This window comes from Denitratimonas organivorans (genome assembly GCF_037478135.1).
Taxonomy (GTDB): domain Bacteria; phylum Pseudomonadota; class Gammaproteobacteria; order Xanthomonadales; family Xanthomonadaceae; genus Denitratimonas.
This window is the reverse complement of sequence record NZ_JBBHDV010000006.1, coordinates 31,495-45,388: the sequence shown is the minus strand read 5'-3', so window position 1 is coordinate 45,388 and position 13,894 is coordinate 31,495. Positions and strand designations below refer to the sequence as shown.

10 protein-coding genes are annotated in these 13,894 nt (G+C 65.1%); 7 read left to right on the top strand and 3 right to left on the bottom strand.

Features of this window, described 5'->3' with window-relative positions:
* Positions 1 to 21: 21 nt before the first annotated feature.
* Positions 22 to 3,393 (bottom strand): mechanosensitive ion channel domain-containing protein, encoded by a 3,372-nt coding sequence (locus WDB66_RS07965; protein ID WP_339398017.1) that lies wholly within the window; start codon positions 3,391 to 3,393, stop codon positions 22 to 24.
* Between the two features lie 117 nt (positions 3,394 to 3,510).
* Between WDB66_RS07965 and WDB66_RS07960 the strand changes: the two genes are divergently transcribed.
* The gene (locus WDB66_RS07960; protein ID WP_339398016.1) at positions 3,511 to 3,753 is read left to right on the top strand and encodes a type B 50S ribosomal protein L31; all 243 of its coding nucleotides are present in this window, start codon (positions 3,511 to 3,513) and stop codon (positions 3,751 to 3,753) included.
* A gap of 211 nt (positions 3,754 to 3,964) precedes the next feature.
* Positions 3,965 to 5,263 (top strand): citrate synthase, encoded by a 1,299-nt coding sequence (locus WDB66_RS07955; protein ID WP_339398015.1) that lies wholly within the window; start codon positions 3,965 to 3,967, stop codon positions 5,261 to 5,263.
* 200 nt (positions 5,264 to 5,463) lie between these two features.
* Here the strand turns inward: WDB66_RS07955 and WDB66_RS07950 are convergent, their stop codons facing one another.
* Both WDB66_RS07950 and WDB66_RS07945 read right to left on the bottom strand, forming a co-directional pair.
* Positions 5,464 to 6,060 (bottom strand): hypothetical protein, encoded by a 597-nt coding sequence (locus tag WDB66_RS07950; RefSeq protein WP_339398013.1) that lies wholly within the window; start codon positions 6,058 to 6,060, stop codon positions 5,464 to 5,466.
* 11 nt (positions 6,061 to 6,071) lie between these two features.
* The gene (locus tag WDB66_RS07945) at positions 6,072 to 8,534 is read right to left on the bottom strand and encodes a penicillin-binding protein 1A (RefSeq protein ID WP_489670839.1); all 2,463 of its coding nucleotides are present in this window, start codon (positions 8,532 to 8,534) and stop codon (positions 6,072 to 6,074) included.
* A gap of 228 nt (positions 8,535 to 8,762) precedes the next feature.
* On the opposite strand from WDB66_RS07945, the gene WDB66_RS07940 reads away from it, so the two are divergent.
* The 5 genes from WDB66_RS07940 (at position 8,763) to WDB66_RS07920 (ending at position 13,837) form a co-directional block, all read left to right on the top strand.
* Positions 8,763 to 9,821, top strand: a complete 1,059-nt coding sequence (locus WDB66_RS07940; protein WP_339398011.1) for a pilus assembly protein PilM — start codon at positions 8,763 to 8,765, stop codon at positions 9,819 to 9,821.
* A complete protein-coding gene (locus tag WDB66_RS07935; protein WP_339398010.1) occupies positions 9,821 to 10,405 on the top strand; it encodes a PilN domain-containing protein in 585 nt (194 codons plus the stop codon). The genes WDB66_RS07940 and WDB66_RS07935 overlap by 1 nt, the downstream gene beginning before the upstream one ends.
* Positions 10,402 to 11,043, top strand: a complete 642-nt coding sequence (locus WDB66_RS07930) for a type IV pilus inner membrane component PilO (RefSeq protein ID WP_339398009.1) — start codon at positions 10,402 to 10,404, stop codon at positions 11,041 to 11,043. The genes WDB66_RS07935 and WDB66_RS07930 overlap by 4 nt, the downstream gene beginning before the upstream one ends.
* 65 nt (positions 11,044 to 11,108) lie before the next feature.
* Positions 11,109 to 11,588 (top strand): pilus assembly protein PilP, encoded by a 480-nt coding sequence (locus WDB66_RS07925; RefSeq protein WP_339398164.1) that lies wholly within the window; start codon positions 11,109 to 11,111, stop codon positions 11,586 to 11,588.
* Positions 11,546 to 13,837 carry a type IV pilus secretin PilQ gene (locus WDB66_RS07920; protein WP_339398008.1) on the top strand — a complete coding sequence of 764 codons (2,292 nt, stop codon included), beginning with the start codon at positions 11,546 to 11,548 and terminating at the stop codon, positions 13,835 to 13,837. Before WDB66_RS07925 ends, WDB66_RS07920 begins: the two co-directional genes overlap by 43 nt.
* The last annotated feature ends 57 nt before the right edge of the window (positions 13,838 to 13,894 follow it).

Here is a 13,894-nt window from a genome sequence, read left to right as displayed (position 1 = left end):
CAATCGCGGTGCGGCGTCGAGTCAGGCGCCGTCGTCGGTGTCGGGAGCTGGTTCGGCGGGCAGCAGTGACTCGATCCGCATCGTGGCAGGCCGGCTGGTGGCCAGATCATGTTCGGCCAGTGCCGCCGCGATCTGCCGGTTCAGCTCGCTGCGCACGCGGCTGCGGTGGCCCAGTTCGGCCACGAAAAGCCGCAGTTCGAAATCGAAACTGCCGGCCGAGATCTGGGTGAACCAGCAGCCCGGCGCCGGCTGCGCCAGCACCAGCGGGTGCTTTCTGGCCAGATCCAGCAGCATCGCCTGCACCTTGTCCGGCTCCGCGTCCTGCGCCAGACCCAGGCGGAACACCAGCCGGGTCACGGTATCGCTGAGGGTCCAGTTGACGAAGCGCGAGGTGATGAAGGTCTTGTTCGGTACCACGACTTCGCGGTTGTCGGCATCCACCACCGTGGTGGCGCGGGTGCGGATGCGGCTGACGGTGCCTTCGACCTCGCCGATGGTGATCGTGTCGCCGACCCGGTAGGGCCGTTCGAACAGCACGATCAGCCCGGACACGAAGTTGGCGAAAATCTCCTGCAAGCCGAAGCCGAGCCCGACCGTGAGCGCGGCCGCGAGCCATTGCAGCTGGCTCCAGCGCACGCCGAGCAGGCCCAGGCCGATGACCAGCCCGACGATGACGATCAGGTAGCGGCTGATGCTGCTGACCGCATAGCGCGTGCCGGCATCGATATGGATGCGCGACAGCAGGCCCAGTTCGACCAGGCCGGGCAGGTTGCGCGCCGCGATGAAGGTCAGAACCAGCGCCAGCGCGCCGCCGAGAAATGCCGCCAGCGTCACCGCCGGCAGCGGCTGTCCGTCGGGGCCGGTGCCTGAAACGGACCACAGCGTGATGCTGTCGAACCGGTCCAGTGCGGGCAGCACTCCGGACCAGACCCAGAACAGACCGATGATCATCACCGTGGCGATGAAGGCGCGCAGCAGCCGGCGAGTCTGCTGGTTGACGTGCTGGATGCTGATCGATTCGCTGTCCGGATCGCTCACGGCGGCTGCGGCGGGGGTCTCGGTGGCGCTGGAGGCGATCTGGACGCGGGCGCCTTCGGCCCGTCCGGCCTCCAGCCGTTTCAACGCCAGACGCCGTTCGCCCAGCAGGAACCAGCGCGCTATCAAGCCGTGCACGATCGCCGCCGAGGTTGCCAGCAGCAGGCTCAGCCACAGGCTGTGCAACAGCGTCGCGGCGGTCAGGACATACCCGTTCACTGCGAGCACCGCGATGCTGGCCAGTGATGACACCAGGCCGATACGCAACAGCTGTCGTGCGCGCGAAGGTTCCGGATCGGCGATGCCGCGGAAGGTCCACAGGGCGCCAGGGGCCAGGGCGCGCCAGGCCAGGGCTGCGCCGATGCCGCAGATCAGTACAAGCATCGGCCGAACCACGCCATCCAGTGCCGGCTCCTGCCCATGGATGAAGGCCAGGCTCAGCAGGAACTGCGCCGGCAGCAGTATGTATAGGAACCAGGGCAGGGCGGCGGCAATGGCGTCGCGTCTTGGCCGGGTCCAGCGGAAGTGCTTTTGCGCCACGCCCTGATCCAGGTTCAAGCGGCGCATCAACTGGTAGAAGAACAGGCCGCCGGCCGTTGTCAGCAATGCGCTTCCCAGTGCATGGCTGAATTGCCCGGCCACGCTGGTCTGGCGCAGCAACCAACCCGGAATCGCCGGCAGCAGGGCCCAGGTCAGTGCGCCCAGGGCGGTGGCGGCTGCGGCCTGCAAGGTATAGCGGTAGCGGTCGCTGCGTACCCGCATCAGCGGCTGCGCCAGCGTGGCCAGACGCTGAGGCAGGCGCAAGAGGTTGCGCAGCAGCAGTACGAACAGCAGACCGGCCGCAGCCAGCAAAGGCCAGTCCTGTGCAGCCGCAGTGGCCAGATCGCGTGCGCTGGCGGTCAGCTGTGGTGGCGAGAACAGCTGCCGCCAGCCCTTCAGCGCCAGGCGCGGCCAGGCGGTATCCAGCCGCTCGTGGCTGGGGAACCAGAGCAACTCCCGGTCGAGCAGGCGGATCAGGCTTTCGGACACGTCCAGTTGCTGGCCCAGTGCCGTCTCCAGTTCGGCCAGTTGCGCCAGCCGTTCGCCTTCGGCGGTTTCCAGCCGTGTGACCAGTTCGGCGCGGGTGTGCAGCAGGGCGCGCAGGTTCGCGTGGGTGTCGGCGTCAGCCTGCAGCGAGATATTCGTGCTTTGCTGCAACAGCGACTGCGCCCGCGCGTCGGGCGAGGCGAGGATGCGTGACTGTTCGTCCAGATCGATCAGCCGTAATTGTACCTGGGCGAGCTCGCGACGGGTGCGTGTCAGGTCCTGGCGGATGCTGTCCGGGGGCTCGATCCTGCGTCGTTCGTTCAGCAGGATCAGGCCGACGGCCTCGTCCTGTGATTGGAGTGCAAGCCGGGCCTGGGTGTTGCGCAGTGCGTCGCTGGCGCTTTCGGCTCCAGCCAGGGTCTGTGCAAGGAGCTCTCCGGTCTGGCGCAGTGCCGTCTGGCTGGCCAGCAGTTCCTGGCCCAACGCGAGGTTGGCGGCGGCTTCACTGGCCAGCAGCCCCGACTGGGTGGCGGTGGTCCGGGCCTCGTCCTGCAGCCGGGTGTCGAGTGCGTCCAGTTCGGCATCGGTACTACGTGCCAGGGCCGATTGCACCAGATCCGCCTTGCGCTGGCTCAGGCTGGTCTGGCGTTGCAGGCTGCGTTGGCGCAGCTCCAATATGCGGCTGTGCAACGGCAACCAGCCGCGTTCGATGCCCAGCGCCTGGGTCTGGGCCAGGTGCAGGCGCTGCTCGGCCTGCGCCGCCAGCGCATCGATCCGCCCGCCGGTCGTGGCCGGGTTGGCGGCACTGCGGCGCTGGCCGGCCAGTTCGGCATTGCGCCGGGCCGCGTCCAGCTCCTGCGCCAGCGTGCCCATCCGCAGATCGGTTTCGGCCAGATCGGCGGCGATGGTGGCGCTTTGGGCTGCGATGGCGGCCTTTTCCGTCTTCAGTGCCGTCAGCTGCGCGGCCAGTGCCTCGGGTTCGGCATCCGGATCGAAGCTGGCCCGCCATTGGTCGAACCGGTCGGAGGGGTCATGGTGCAGTTCCTGCTCCAGTGCGGTGATCTGCGCCGGCGCGTCGGCCATCAGCGCCTGCATCTGCTGCGCGCGTGCCAGTTCGCTGTCGGCCTGGGCGTCGGTGTCGGCGGCCAGTTCCAGGCGGTCGGCGAGCGCGCTGCGCCGGGCTGCGTCGATGCCGGTATCCGTGGCCAGCAGGGTGCGCGCCTGTTCCACTGCGGTCGCAACGCTGGCGGGGAGCGCGGTCGGTGTGACCTGTGCGACCGCCGGGAAACAGAACAACAGGCCAAGCAGCGGGGCGATATGCGGGTTGAACATGCGCGATTCCGATCAGGATGACAGCCGCCACAACTTGCGTGCGGCCCGGGCGAACGGTATCATGCCGCTCTTTTCTCCCGGCCATTCTGGCCATTTCCCTGGCCGCAGGTCCCCATCATGAAAGCCGATATCCACCCCGAATACCGCCCCGTGGTCTTCCAGGACGCCTCGTCCGACTTCGCATTCCTGACCCGCTCGACGATCAACACCAAGGATACGATCAAGTGGGAAGACGGCGAGACCTACCCGCTGGTCAAGGTCGAAGTGTCCTCGCAGTCGCACCCGTTCTACACCGGCAAGCACAAGATCGTCGATACCGGCGGTCGCGTGGACAAGTTCCGCCGCCGCTACGCCAAGTAAGCCTTCTGCCGCGCCGCGCGCGCGTTGACCGAAAGCTGTCCAGAACGCCGCCTGTCCCTGACGGGCGGCGTTTTGCTGTGCGATAATCGCCGGCCCTCATGTGGTTTTTTGCAGGTCGTTTTTGGCGGCCTGCCGCGCTGGCGGGAAATTGTGCACTTGCAGCATCCGTCGCGGCGACCACCTTCCGATGCCCACCCCAAGGAGATTCCCCGTGGCCGATACTTCCCAAGTCACTTTGAGCGATACCGACAACGCCAAATCCACCTCGCTGCCCGTGCTTCGCGGCAGCCTCGGCACTCCGGCGCTGGACATCGGCAAGCTCAACAGGGACACCGGTTACTTCACCTACGATCCGGGCTTCGTGGCCACCGCCAGTTGCCGCAGTGCTATCACGTACATCGATGGTGATCAGGGCGTGCTGCTGTACCGCGGCTACCCGATCGACCAGCTCGCCGAGCATTCCAGCTTCCTGGAAGTGGCCTATCTGCTGATCAATGGCGAGTTGCCCAGCGCCGCGCAGTTCGAAAGTTTCGAGGGGCAGGTCACGCGTCACACGATGATGCACGAGTCGCTGAAGAGCTTCCTGCATGGCTTCCGCCACGATGCGCATCCGATGGCGATGCTGGCGGCTTCGGTGGCGTCGATGTCGGCCTTCTATCACGACACCCTCGACCTGCAGGATCCCGAGCAGCGCCATCTGGCCGCGATCCGCCTGATCGCCAAGGTGCCGACCCTGGCTGCTGCCGCCTATCGCTACACCATCGGCCAGCCGATCCGCTATCCGCGCAACAGCCTGAGCTATGTTGACCGCTTCCTGCACATGATGTTCGAAATGCCGAGCGAGCCGCTGGAGTTGAATCCGGTGGTGGCCAAGGCGCTGGATCTGCTGTTCATCCTGCACGCCGACCACGAGCAGAACGCCTCGACCTCGACCGTGCGTCTGGTCGGTTCCACCGGCGCCAATCCGTATGCCTCGGTGGCGGCCGGTATCACCGCGCTGTGGGGTCCGGCGCACGGCGGCGCCAACGAGGCGGTGCTGAAGATGCTGGAAGAGATCGGCGATGCGAAGAACGTCGCATCGGCGGTTGCCAAGGCCAAGGACAAGGAATCGGGCTTCCGCCTGATGGGCTTTGGCCACCGCGTCTACAAGAACTTCGATCCGCGCGCCAAGATCATCCGTGAGATGACCCACAAGGTGCTGGGCGAGCTGGGCGTCAACGATCCGCTGCTGGAAGTGGCGTTGAAGCTGGAAGAGGCCGCGCTCAACGACGACTACTTCGTGCAGCGCAAGCTCTACCCGAACGTCGATTTCTACAGCGGCATCATCTACAAGGCGTTGAATATCCCGACCGAGATGTTCACCGTGATGTTCGCACTGGCCCGCACCGCAGGCTGGGTTGCGCATTGGCTGGAGCAGCAGGACGATCCGGAAACCAAGATCGGTCGTCCGCGCCAGATCTACACCGGTGCCACGCTGCGCGACTACGCCGGCTTCGACAAGCGCGGCTGATCCGCGGGGATCGCCTGCCGTCTGTTGCAGTAGGCGCGCCGTCTGTCTTGAAGTGGAAGGAAACGCCCGTCAGGGCGTTTCCTGTTTCTGGAGCCGGGTTTCCGGAGACGGACGCGGTGTCGGACAACGATCCGCTTGGTGGGGAGTCCGCGGCGTGTCATGAGCGCCGTGACCAGCCGCCGGTTCGCAGATGCGCGCGACTAGCCCAGCGTCCGCAATGCCGTCAGCGAGGCGCGGTGCATCGGGGTGCGGCCATCGGCTTCCAGTGGCGCCTGGCGCTCGCTGCGCAGCGGCAACAACCACAACTCGAAGTCCAGTTCGTCGGCCTGGAACGTCACATGCGGCACCCGCACCTGCTGGCGTGGATCCAGATGGATGCTGCGCTCACCCACGCGGTGCGCGATGCCCTGTTCCTGCAGAAACAGCAGCAGCGCTTCGCCATCGTCGCCATGCAGGTGCAGTTGCACCGGCGAGTTGGCATCGGCGGTGCCTTCCAGCACGGCGCCCACCAGCCTGGGGCGGAATGCGGAGAAGAAGCGCATCGCCTCGGCCGCTGCCTCGCGTCGTTGTTCCAGCTGCGTCGGCTGCTCCGTGCTACGGAACAGGCGCTGGTACTGGCGCAAGGCGTCGAGGATTTCGGCCGGATCCGGCCACTGGCGGCGGTCCGGTGCCGAGGGCAGCCGGGCCAGCATCCGGCGCAGCGCCACCGCCGGATCATCGAGCGCGTGCTCGCTCATCCAGCGTGCGGCCTGTTCGGCCAGCAGGCGGCGCTGGCTGCGAGGATTGTGGCGGGACATGGCGTGGATCTTCAGAAGATGTCGAACGACTCGCGCTCGTTGACGCGTTCGCGCCAGGCCTCGTCACTGGCGCTTTCAAGACGCGCCACATCTTCGGTCTTCATCAGCTCGCTGATCGCGCCCGGGGTGCCGGCCGGCACCAGCAGGCCGGAGGTCGGATCGATCCAGGTGGTGACCACGCCGGCCGGAATCACCGGGGTTTCCTCCTCCACGCCGTCCAGTGCCGCGCGCATCGTGTCGACCCACATCGGCAGCGCGGTCGTGGCGCCGTATTCGCCTGCTCCCAGCGAGGAGAAATCGTCCATGCCGACCCAGGCACTGGTGACGATGTTGCCGCCGAAACCGACGAACCAGCCATCGCGGTGGTCGTTGGTGGTGCCGGTCTTGCCGCCGATATCGTTGCGTTCCAGTACCAGCGCGCGCCGGCCGGTTCCGCGCCGCACCACATCCTGCAACAGCGAGCGGATCAGGAAAGCAGTGCGTTCATCGACCGCACGCGGCGCCAGCAGCAGTTCGGGCGGGCCGGATTGCTCTCCGCCGCTGCTGCCAGCCGGGGCCGCGCTGCCGAGATTGAAGCCGGCCACGTCGCTGCCGGCATCGACCGCGAAGCGCTCGGGACATTCGCGGCAGGCCCGCGGCGCGCGTTCGGAGAACACCACGGTGCCATGGCGGTCCTCGACCCGTGCCAGCACATGCGGTTCCACCAGGAAGCCGCCGTTGACGAACACCGCGAAGCCGCGCGCGGTGGCCAGCGGCGGCACCGAGCTGGTGCCCAGCGCCAGCGACAGGTTTTCCGGCAGGCTCTCGGGTGGGAAACCGAAGCCCTGGATGTAGCGCTTGGCGTAGTTGGCACCGATCGCATCCAGGATGCGCACCGATACCAGATTGCGCGAGGTCACCATCGCCTCGCGCAGCCGCATCGGGCCGGAGAAGGTGTTGCTCTCGTTCGACGGGCGCCAGGAGGTGCCGGTGGAGCGGTCGTGAAAGACGACCGGCGCATCCAGCACGATCGAGCCGGGATGGAAGCCACGTTCGAATGCGGCCGCGTAGATGAAGGGTTTGAAGCTGGAGCCAGGCTGGCGCTGCGCCTGGATGGCGCGGTTGAACTTGTTCAGGCCAAAGCTGAAGCCGCCGTTGAGCGCCAGGATCGCGCCATCCTCGGCCGACAGTGTGACCACGGCGCCCTGTGCGGCCGGGATTTGCGCCAGCTCGAAGCCGCCTTCGGCATCGCGCACCAGGCGCACAATGTCGCCGCGATTGAGCACATCGGCCGGGCGCTTGGGTGAGGCGCCGCGACGGCTTTCCGAAACATACGGCGCGGCCCAGCGCAGTTTGGTCATCTCCAGCGCCACTTCCTGGCCGTCGGCGAGGATGAGGATGGCTTCCTCGCTGCTGACCGAGGTGACCAGCGCCGGCAGCAGTCCGGCAATGGAGCGGTAGTCGCGCAGTGCCTGTTGCGCGTGCTGCGGCGAGATGGTGTCCGGCAGCTCGACATGACCTTCGGCTCCGCGCCAGCCGTGGCGGCGGTCATAGGCATGCAGGGCGGATTGGAGGCCGCTGTTGGCACCTTCCTGGATGCGCGACTGCAACGTGGTGTGGGCGCGGAAACCGCCGGTGAAGGCGTCCGCGCCGTAACGGTCCACCATCGACTGGCGCACCATTTCCGCCACGTACGAGGCTTCCAGCTCCACCGGCGGCTCGTGCGGCGAGGCGTCGTTGGGTTCGGCCACGGCGGCCTGGTAGCGGGCCTGATCGATAAAGCCCAGTTCGTGCATGCGCTGCAGCGCGTAATCGCGCCGGATCATCGCCCGATCCGGGTTGATGATCGGATTGCCGCTGGACGGGAACTTCGGGATCGAGGCCAGCATCGCGGCCTGGGCCAGGGTCAGTTCATCCAGTGTCTTGCCGTAGTAGAACTCGGCCGCCGCGACAATGCCGTAGGCACGGTTGCCGAAGAAGCTCTTGTTCAAATAGATGCCCAGGATCTCGTCCTTGCTCAGCTCACGCTCCATCTTCAGCGCCAGCAGCATTTCGCGAAACTTGCGGGTGTAGCTGTACTCGGGGCTGAGGAAGAAGGCACGCGCCACCTGCTGGGTGATGGTCGAGCCGCCCGGCACGCGGCGGTCGTCGGTGGTGGCCAGCAGCCAGATCGCCCGGCTGGTGCCGCGCCAGTCGACACCGGGATGCTCGTAGAAGCGCGCATCCTCCAGCGCGATGAAGGCCTGCTTGACCTGCTCGGGCACATCGTCGATGTGCACCGGCGTGCGGCGGGTTTCACCGAACAATGCCATCAGCTTGCCATCGGCGCTGTAGACACTCAGCGGCACCTGGTACTCGACATTGCGCAACACCTGCGGCGAGGGCAGGCCGGGTGCGACCAGCCAGTACAGCACGCAGAAGGTGCCGACGCCGACCAGCAGCAGCACAAGACCAAGGATGAAAAGCCACTTCAAGATGCGACGCAGTCGAGACATTTTTGCGCGAATACCAAGGGTTTGCAGAAGTTGTTAAAGAAGAGTATAGAATGTTGCCGCAAGCGCCGGTAAGGCGGTTCGGCCAGATGTGGCAAGGGCTGGACCAGGGTGCGGAGCGGCCGGTGCAGGGTGAGGGTGGGACGCGCCTGTTGCCAAACCGTTAAGACTCGTTATTTAATGTGCCAACGCAGAAGTTGCTCGTAAGGGCCCGTTGGAAGGGGAGAAATCGTGGGGCTGTTCGCTACCAACACTACACCCCTGATTGGCGTGGACATCAGTTCCACGGCCGTCAAGTTGCTGCAGCTGGGTCAGGCTGGGGGCAAGTACCGCGTTGAACACTATGCGGTCGAGCCTCTTCCTCCCAATGCGGTGGTCGAAAAGAACATCGTCGAAGTCGAAGCGGTCGGGGAGGCGATCAAGCGCGCCCTGTCGCGCTCCGGTTCGAGGGTCAAGCAGGCTGCCGCAGCGGTGGCCGGTTCGGCCGTGATCACCAAGGTGATCCCGATGCAGGCCAATCTGGGCGAAGACGACATGGAAGATCAGGTCCAGGTCGAAGCCGCGCAGTATATCCCTTACCCGATCGAGGAGGTCAGCCTTGACTTCGAAGTGCTCGGTCCGGTCAAGGACAACCCGGAGATGGTCCAGGTACTGCTGGCCGCATCGCGCACCGAGAACGTCGAAGTGCGCCAGTCCGCACTGGAACTGGGCGGATTGACGGCCAAGGTGATCGACGTGGAGGCCTTCGCGATGGAGAACGCCTTCCGCCTGATCGCCGATCAGCTGTCGGTGCCCAAGGATGCGCTGGTCGCGCTGGTCGACGTGGGCGCCACGATGACCACGCTGAACGTGCTGCGCAACCAGCGCAGCATCTACTCGCGCGAACAGGTCTTCGGCGGCAAGCAGCTTACCGACGAGGTGATGCGCCGTTATGGCCTGTCCTACGAGGAGGCCGGGCTGGCCAAGCGCCAGGGCGGGTTGCCGGAAAGCTACGAGATCGAAGTGCTGGAGCCGTTCAAGGAGGCAATGGTCCAGCAGGTCAGCCGCCTGTTGCAGTTCTTCTACGCCGGCAGCGAGTTCAACCGTGTCGACCAGATCGTGCTGGCCGGTGGCTGCGCCTCGATCCCGGGCATTGCCGAAATGGTGGAAGAGCAGATCGGCGTGCTGACGATCGTGGCCAATCCACTGGCCAACATGTCCCTGTCCTCGCGCGTGCAGGCGCAGGCACTGGCGCAGGACGCGCCGGCGCTGATGATCGCCTGCGGGCTGGCACTGAGGAGCTTTGACTGATGGCGAAAATCAACCTCCTCCCGTGGCGCGCCGAGCGCCGCCAGCAGCGCCAGAAGCAGTTCTACACCCTGCTTGGCGTGGTGGCCGTGGCTGCGGTGCTGGCCGTGTTCGGCGTCAAGATGTATTACGACTCGCTGATCGAAGCACAGCAGGCACGCAACACCTATCTGCAGAACGAGATCAAGCTGGTCGATGCCAAGATCAAGGAAATCGACGAGCTGGACCGCAAGCGCGCGGACCTGCTGCAGCGCAAGCAGGTGATCGAGGAACTCCAGGCCAGCCGCTCGTTGATGGTGCATCTGTTCGATGAGCTGGTCCGTACCATTCCCGAGGGCGTGCGTCTGAGCTCGATCAAGCAGGCCGGCACGGTGCTGACCCTGGAAGGCCTGACCCAGTCCAATGCCCGCGTCTCCTCGTACATCCGTGCGCTGGAGAATTCCGGCTGGATGGCGCGCCCGGACCTCTCGGTCATCGAGGCCAAGGGCGGCGACCGGAACATGCCCTACATCTTCAATCTCAAGGTCAATCTGGTGCAGCCCAAGGACGAAAACGCCGAGGCTGAGGCGACCGGGGGTGGACAATGAGCGGCGGTTTTGATCTTCGCAACCTTGATACCAGCAATCCGGGCGGTTGGCCGGGCTCGGTCAAGGCCTTCTTCTGTGTGCTGCTGGCGGCGCTGATCCTGTTCCTGGGCTGGTATCTGGTGGTCAAAGACCAGCAGGAAAGCCTGGCCGGCGAGAAGCGCAAGGAAGGCGATCTGCGCAGCCAGTTCGAACAGAAGCAGGCGCGTGCGGTGAACCTGGAGCCGCTCAAGCAGCAACTGGCGGACATGGAGCTGATGCTGCAGCAGATGCTGCGCCAGCTGCCCAGCCGCACCGAGATGGCCGACCTGATCGTCGACATTTCCCAGACCGCGCTGGCCAGCGGCATCCAGAACGAACTGTTCCAGCCGTTGCCCGAGAACAAGAAGGAGTTCTACGCCGAGAAGCCGATCGCGTTGCGCATGGTGGGTTCCTACCACCAGTTCGGTGCGTTTGTCAGCGGCGTGGCCTCACTGCCGCGCGTGGTCATCATGACGATGCACGACATCTCGCTGAAACCGCGTGATGCGAAGGATGGCAGCGGCTCGCTGGTGCTGGAAGGCACGGTCAAGACCTACCGCTATCTGGACGAGGATGAAGATGACTCCGCTGCCGCAACCACGCAGGGAGGGGCGCGCTGATGAAACCTGATCATTCCCGCGTTTCCCGCATCCTGCCATGGCGGCCGGCCGCACTGGGTCTGGCGATGGCGTTCATGCTGGGTGGCTGTGCCCCGGGCACGTCCGACCTGCAGGCCTGGGTTGCCGATGTCAAGGCGCGCCCGCCCAAGCCGCTGGATCCGCTGCCGGTAATGCGCCAGTTCGAGTCCTTCGAGTACGCCGCCCAGCATCTGCGTGATCCCTTCAGCGCACCGGCACCGGAGCAGGAGGCGGTATCCGACTCCAGCCTGCGTCCGGATCCGACGCGCCGCAAGGAGCCGCTGGAGGCCTATCCGCTGGACAGCCTCGACATGGTCGGAACCCTTGGCGCCGGCGCTGAAATGGTGGCACTGCTGATGGATCCTGATCGGGTGGTGCACAAGGTGGTCGCAGGTGACTACCTGGGGCAGAGCGATGGCAGGATCGACACGATCTTCGAAGATCGGATTGAATTGACGGAACTGGTGCCCGACGGCGCTGGCGGTTGGATGGAACGCAAAGCCCAAGTGGCGCTGGACGACAATTAGGGATGGGGGATAGCAAGATGACCTCGACGAAAGACACAATCCAGGAAGCGGCAGCAGGCGCCAAGCGCAGGCTCGTCGGCCTTTTGGGAACCCTGGCCCTGCTCGTGGGCTTGCCTGCATCCGCCAATGTCCTGGAGGAGATCAGCTACGCGACCGCCTCCGACGGCAGTGTGCGCGTGGTTCTGCACTTGGCCGACCCGGTCTCCGGTGCACAGGCGTTCACCACGGATGATCCTCCGCGAATTGCGATCGACCTTCCGGGCACATCCAACCGGATCGCGGATCGCCGCATTGCGGTGGGCAACGGCGCGACCAATTCGATCAGCGCGGTGGAAGCCGGTGGCCGCACCCGCGTGGTGATCGACCTGTTCAGCCAGGCCGCCTACCAGGCCTATGCCGATGGCAGCAGCTACGTGATCGAAGTTGCCGGCACCGCCCGATCCACGGCCGCTGGTGTCACGCCGGGCCTGGCGACCGATCCGGCCAAGCGCGTCGCCGGCCGCAATGCCGCCGTCACCAATGTTGATTTCCGTCGCACCGCTGAAGGCGCAGCCCGCATTGTGCTGGAAATGGACAGCCACAACGCGATCGCCGACCTGCGCAGCGAAGGCCAGACCGTCACCATCGACCTGCAGGATGTCGACATGCCCGAGTCGCTGCGCCAGCGCCTGGACGTGACCGACTTCGCCACGCCGGTGCGCTCGATCGAATCGACCCAGCGCGGCAACGGCTCGCGCGTGACGGTGCTGACCACCGGCCCGTACGAAACCATGGCCTACCAGACCGGTGGGCAGTACGTGCTCGAAGTGTCGCCACAGCAGGAGGATGTCTCGGCCGATGAGGCTGTTGCCGGGCTGGGGCGTGAAGAGGAAAAGGGCTACACCGGTACCCCGGTGACGTTCAACTTCCAGGAAATCCCCGTCCGTCAGGTGCTCAGCCTGATTGCGCAGGAGTCCGGCTTCAACGTCGTGGCCGCGGATTCTGTCACCGGCAACGTCACGCTGCGCCTGGACCGGGTGCCGTGGGATCAGGCGCTGGATATCGTGCTGCGCGCCAAGAGCCTGGACAAGCGGATCGACGGCAACGTCGTCTGGGTTGCACCGCAGTCCGAGATCGCCAATTACGAAAAGGCACTGGCCGAGGCCCGTCGCGACAACGAGCGCAATGCGCCGCTGGTCACCGAGTACATCCCGATCAACTATGGCAGCGCTTCGGAAATTGCGGCGTTGCTGACGGATGAAAGCAAGTCCGGCGGCCAAGGTGGTCAACAAGGCGCAGAACAGACCCGGGGCTTCCTGTCGCCCCGCGGCAGCGTCAGCTTTGACTCGCGTACCAATACCTTGCTGCTGAATGATACGGTCGACAAAATCGGCGAAATCAAGAGCTTGATCGCATTGCTGGATCGGCCTGTGGACCAGGTGCTGATCGAGGCGCGCATCGTGATTGCTTCCGAAAGCTTCGCTCGCGAATTGGGTGCTCGATTCGGAATCAGCAGCGGTCGCCAGGAAGGCGACAACACCATCATTACCACTTCCGGGTCATTGGGGGGGGCCGCCGGTATGACCAATGCCGCGTTGGCCAACCGTCTGGCTGGTCGTCCGCCATTGGCCGGGATCGGTACCGGAGTTGGAGTGGGTGATCGCCTTAATGTGAACCTGCCGGTTGCGAACCCGGCTGGCGCGATCGGCTTCTCCATCCTCGGGGCCGACTATTTGCTGGATCTTGAATTGTCCGCCTTGCAGAGCGAGGGCCGCGGTGAGGTCGTTTCCAGCCCGCGCGTGATTACGTCCAATCAACAGATGGCGAAAATCAGTCAGGGCCGTGAGGTTGGTTATGTCACCACCTCGGGCGTCGGGGCCAATGCCACGCCAACGGTGAACTTCAAAGAGGCACTGCTGGAACTCAATGTCACACCCACCATCACCCAGGATGGCCGAGTCTTTCTCAACATGGGGGTCAAGAAAGACGAAATCATTGGCTACGTGAATCTTGGTGAATTGGGTTCCACGCCGGAACTGGCACGTCGTGAGGTCACCACCGCGGTTCTGGTGGACAGTGGCCAGACTGTCGTAGTCGGCGGCGTCTACGAGTTCACCAGCCAGGAAGACATCACCAAGGTTCCCTTCCTGGGCGATGTGCCGGTACTTGGCAACCTGTTCCGCAACAAACGGCGTGACCAGACGAAAGCCGAGCTGCTGATCTTCGTCACCCCCAAGGTGCTCAATGTCGCAGGACCTCGCGAGCACTGATTCGCAGCACTGAACCCCAAATTTTTGTAACGCAGGAAGCGACCCGGTTCGCGGAGA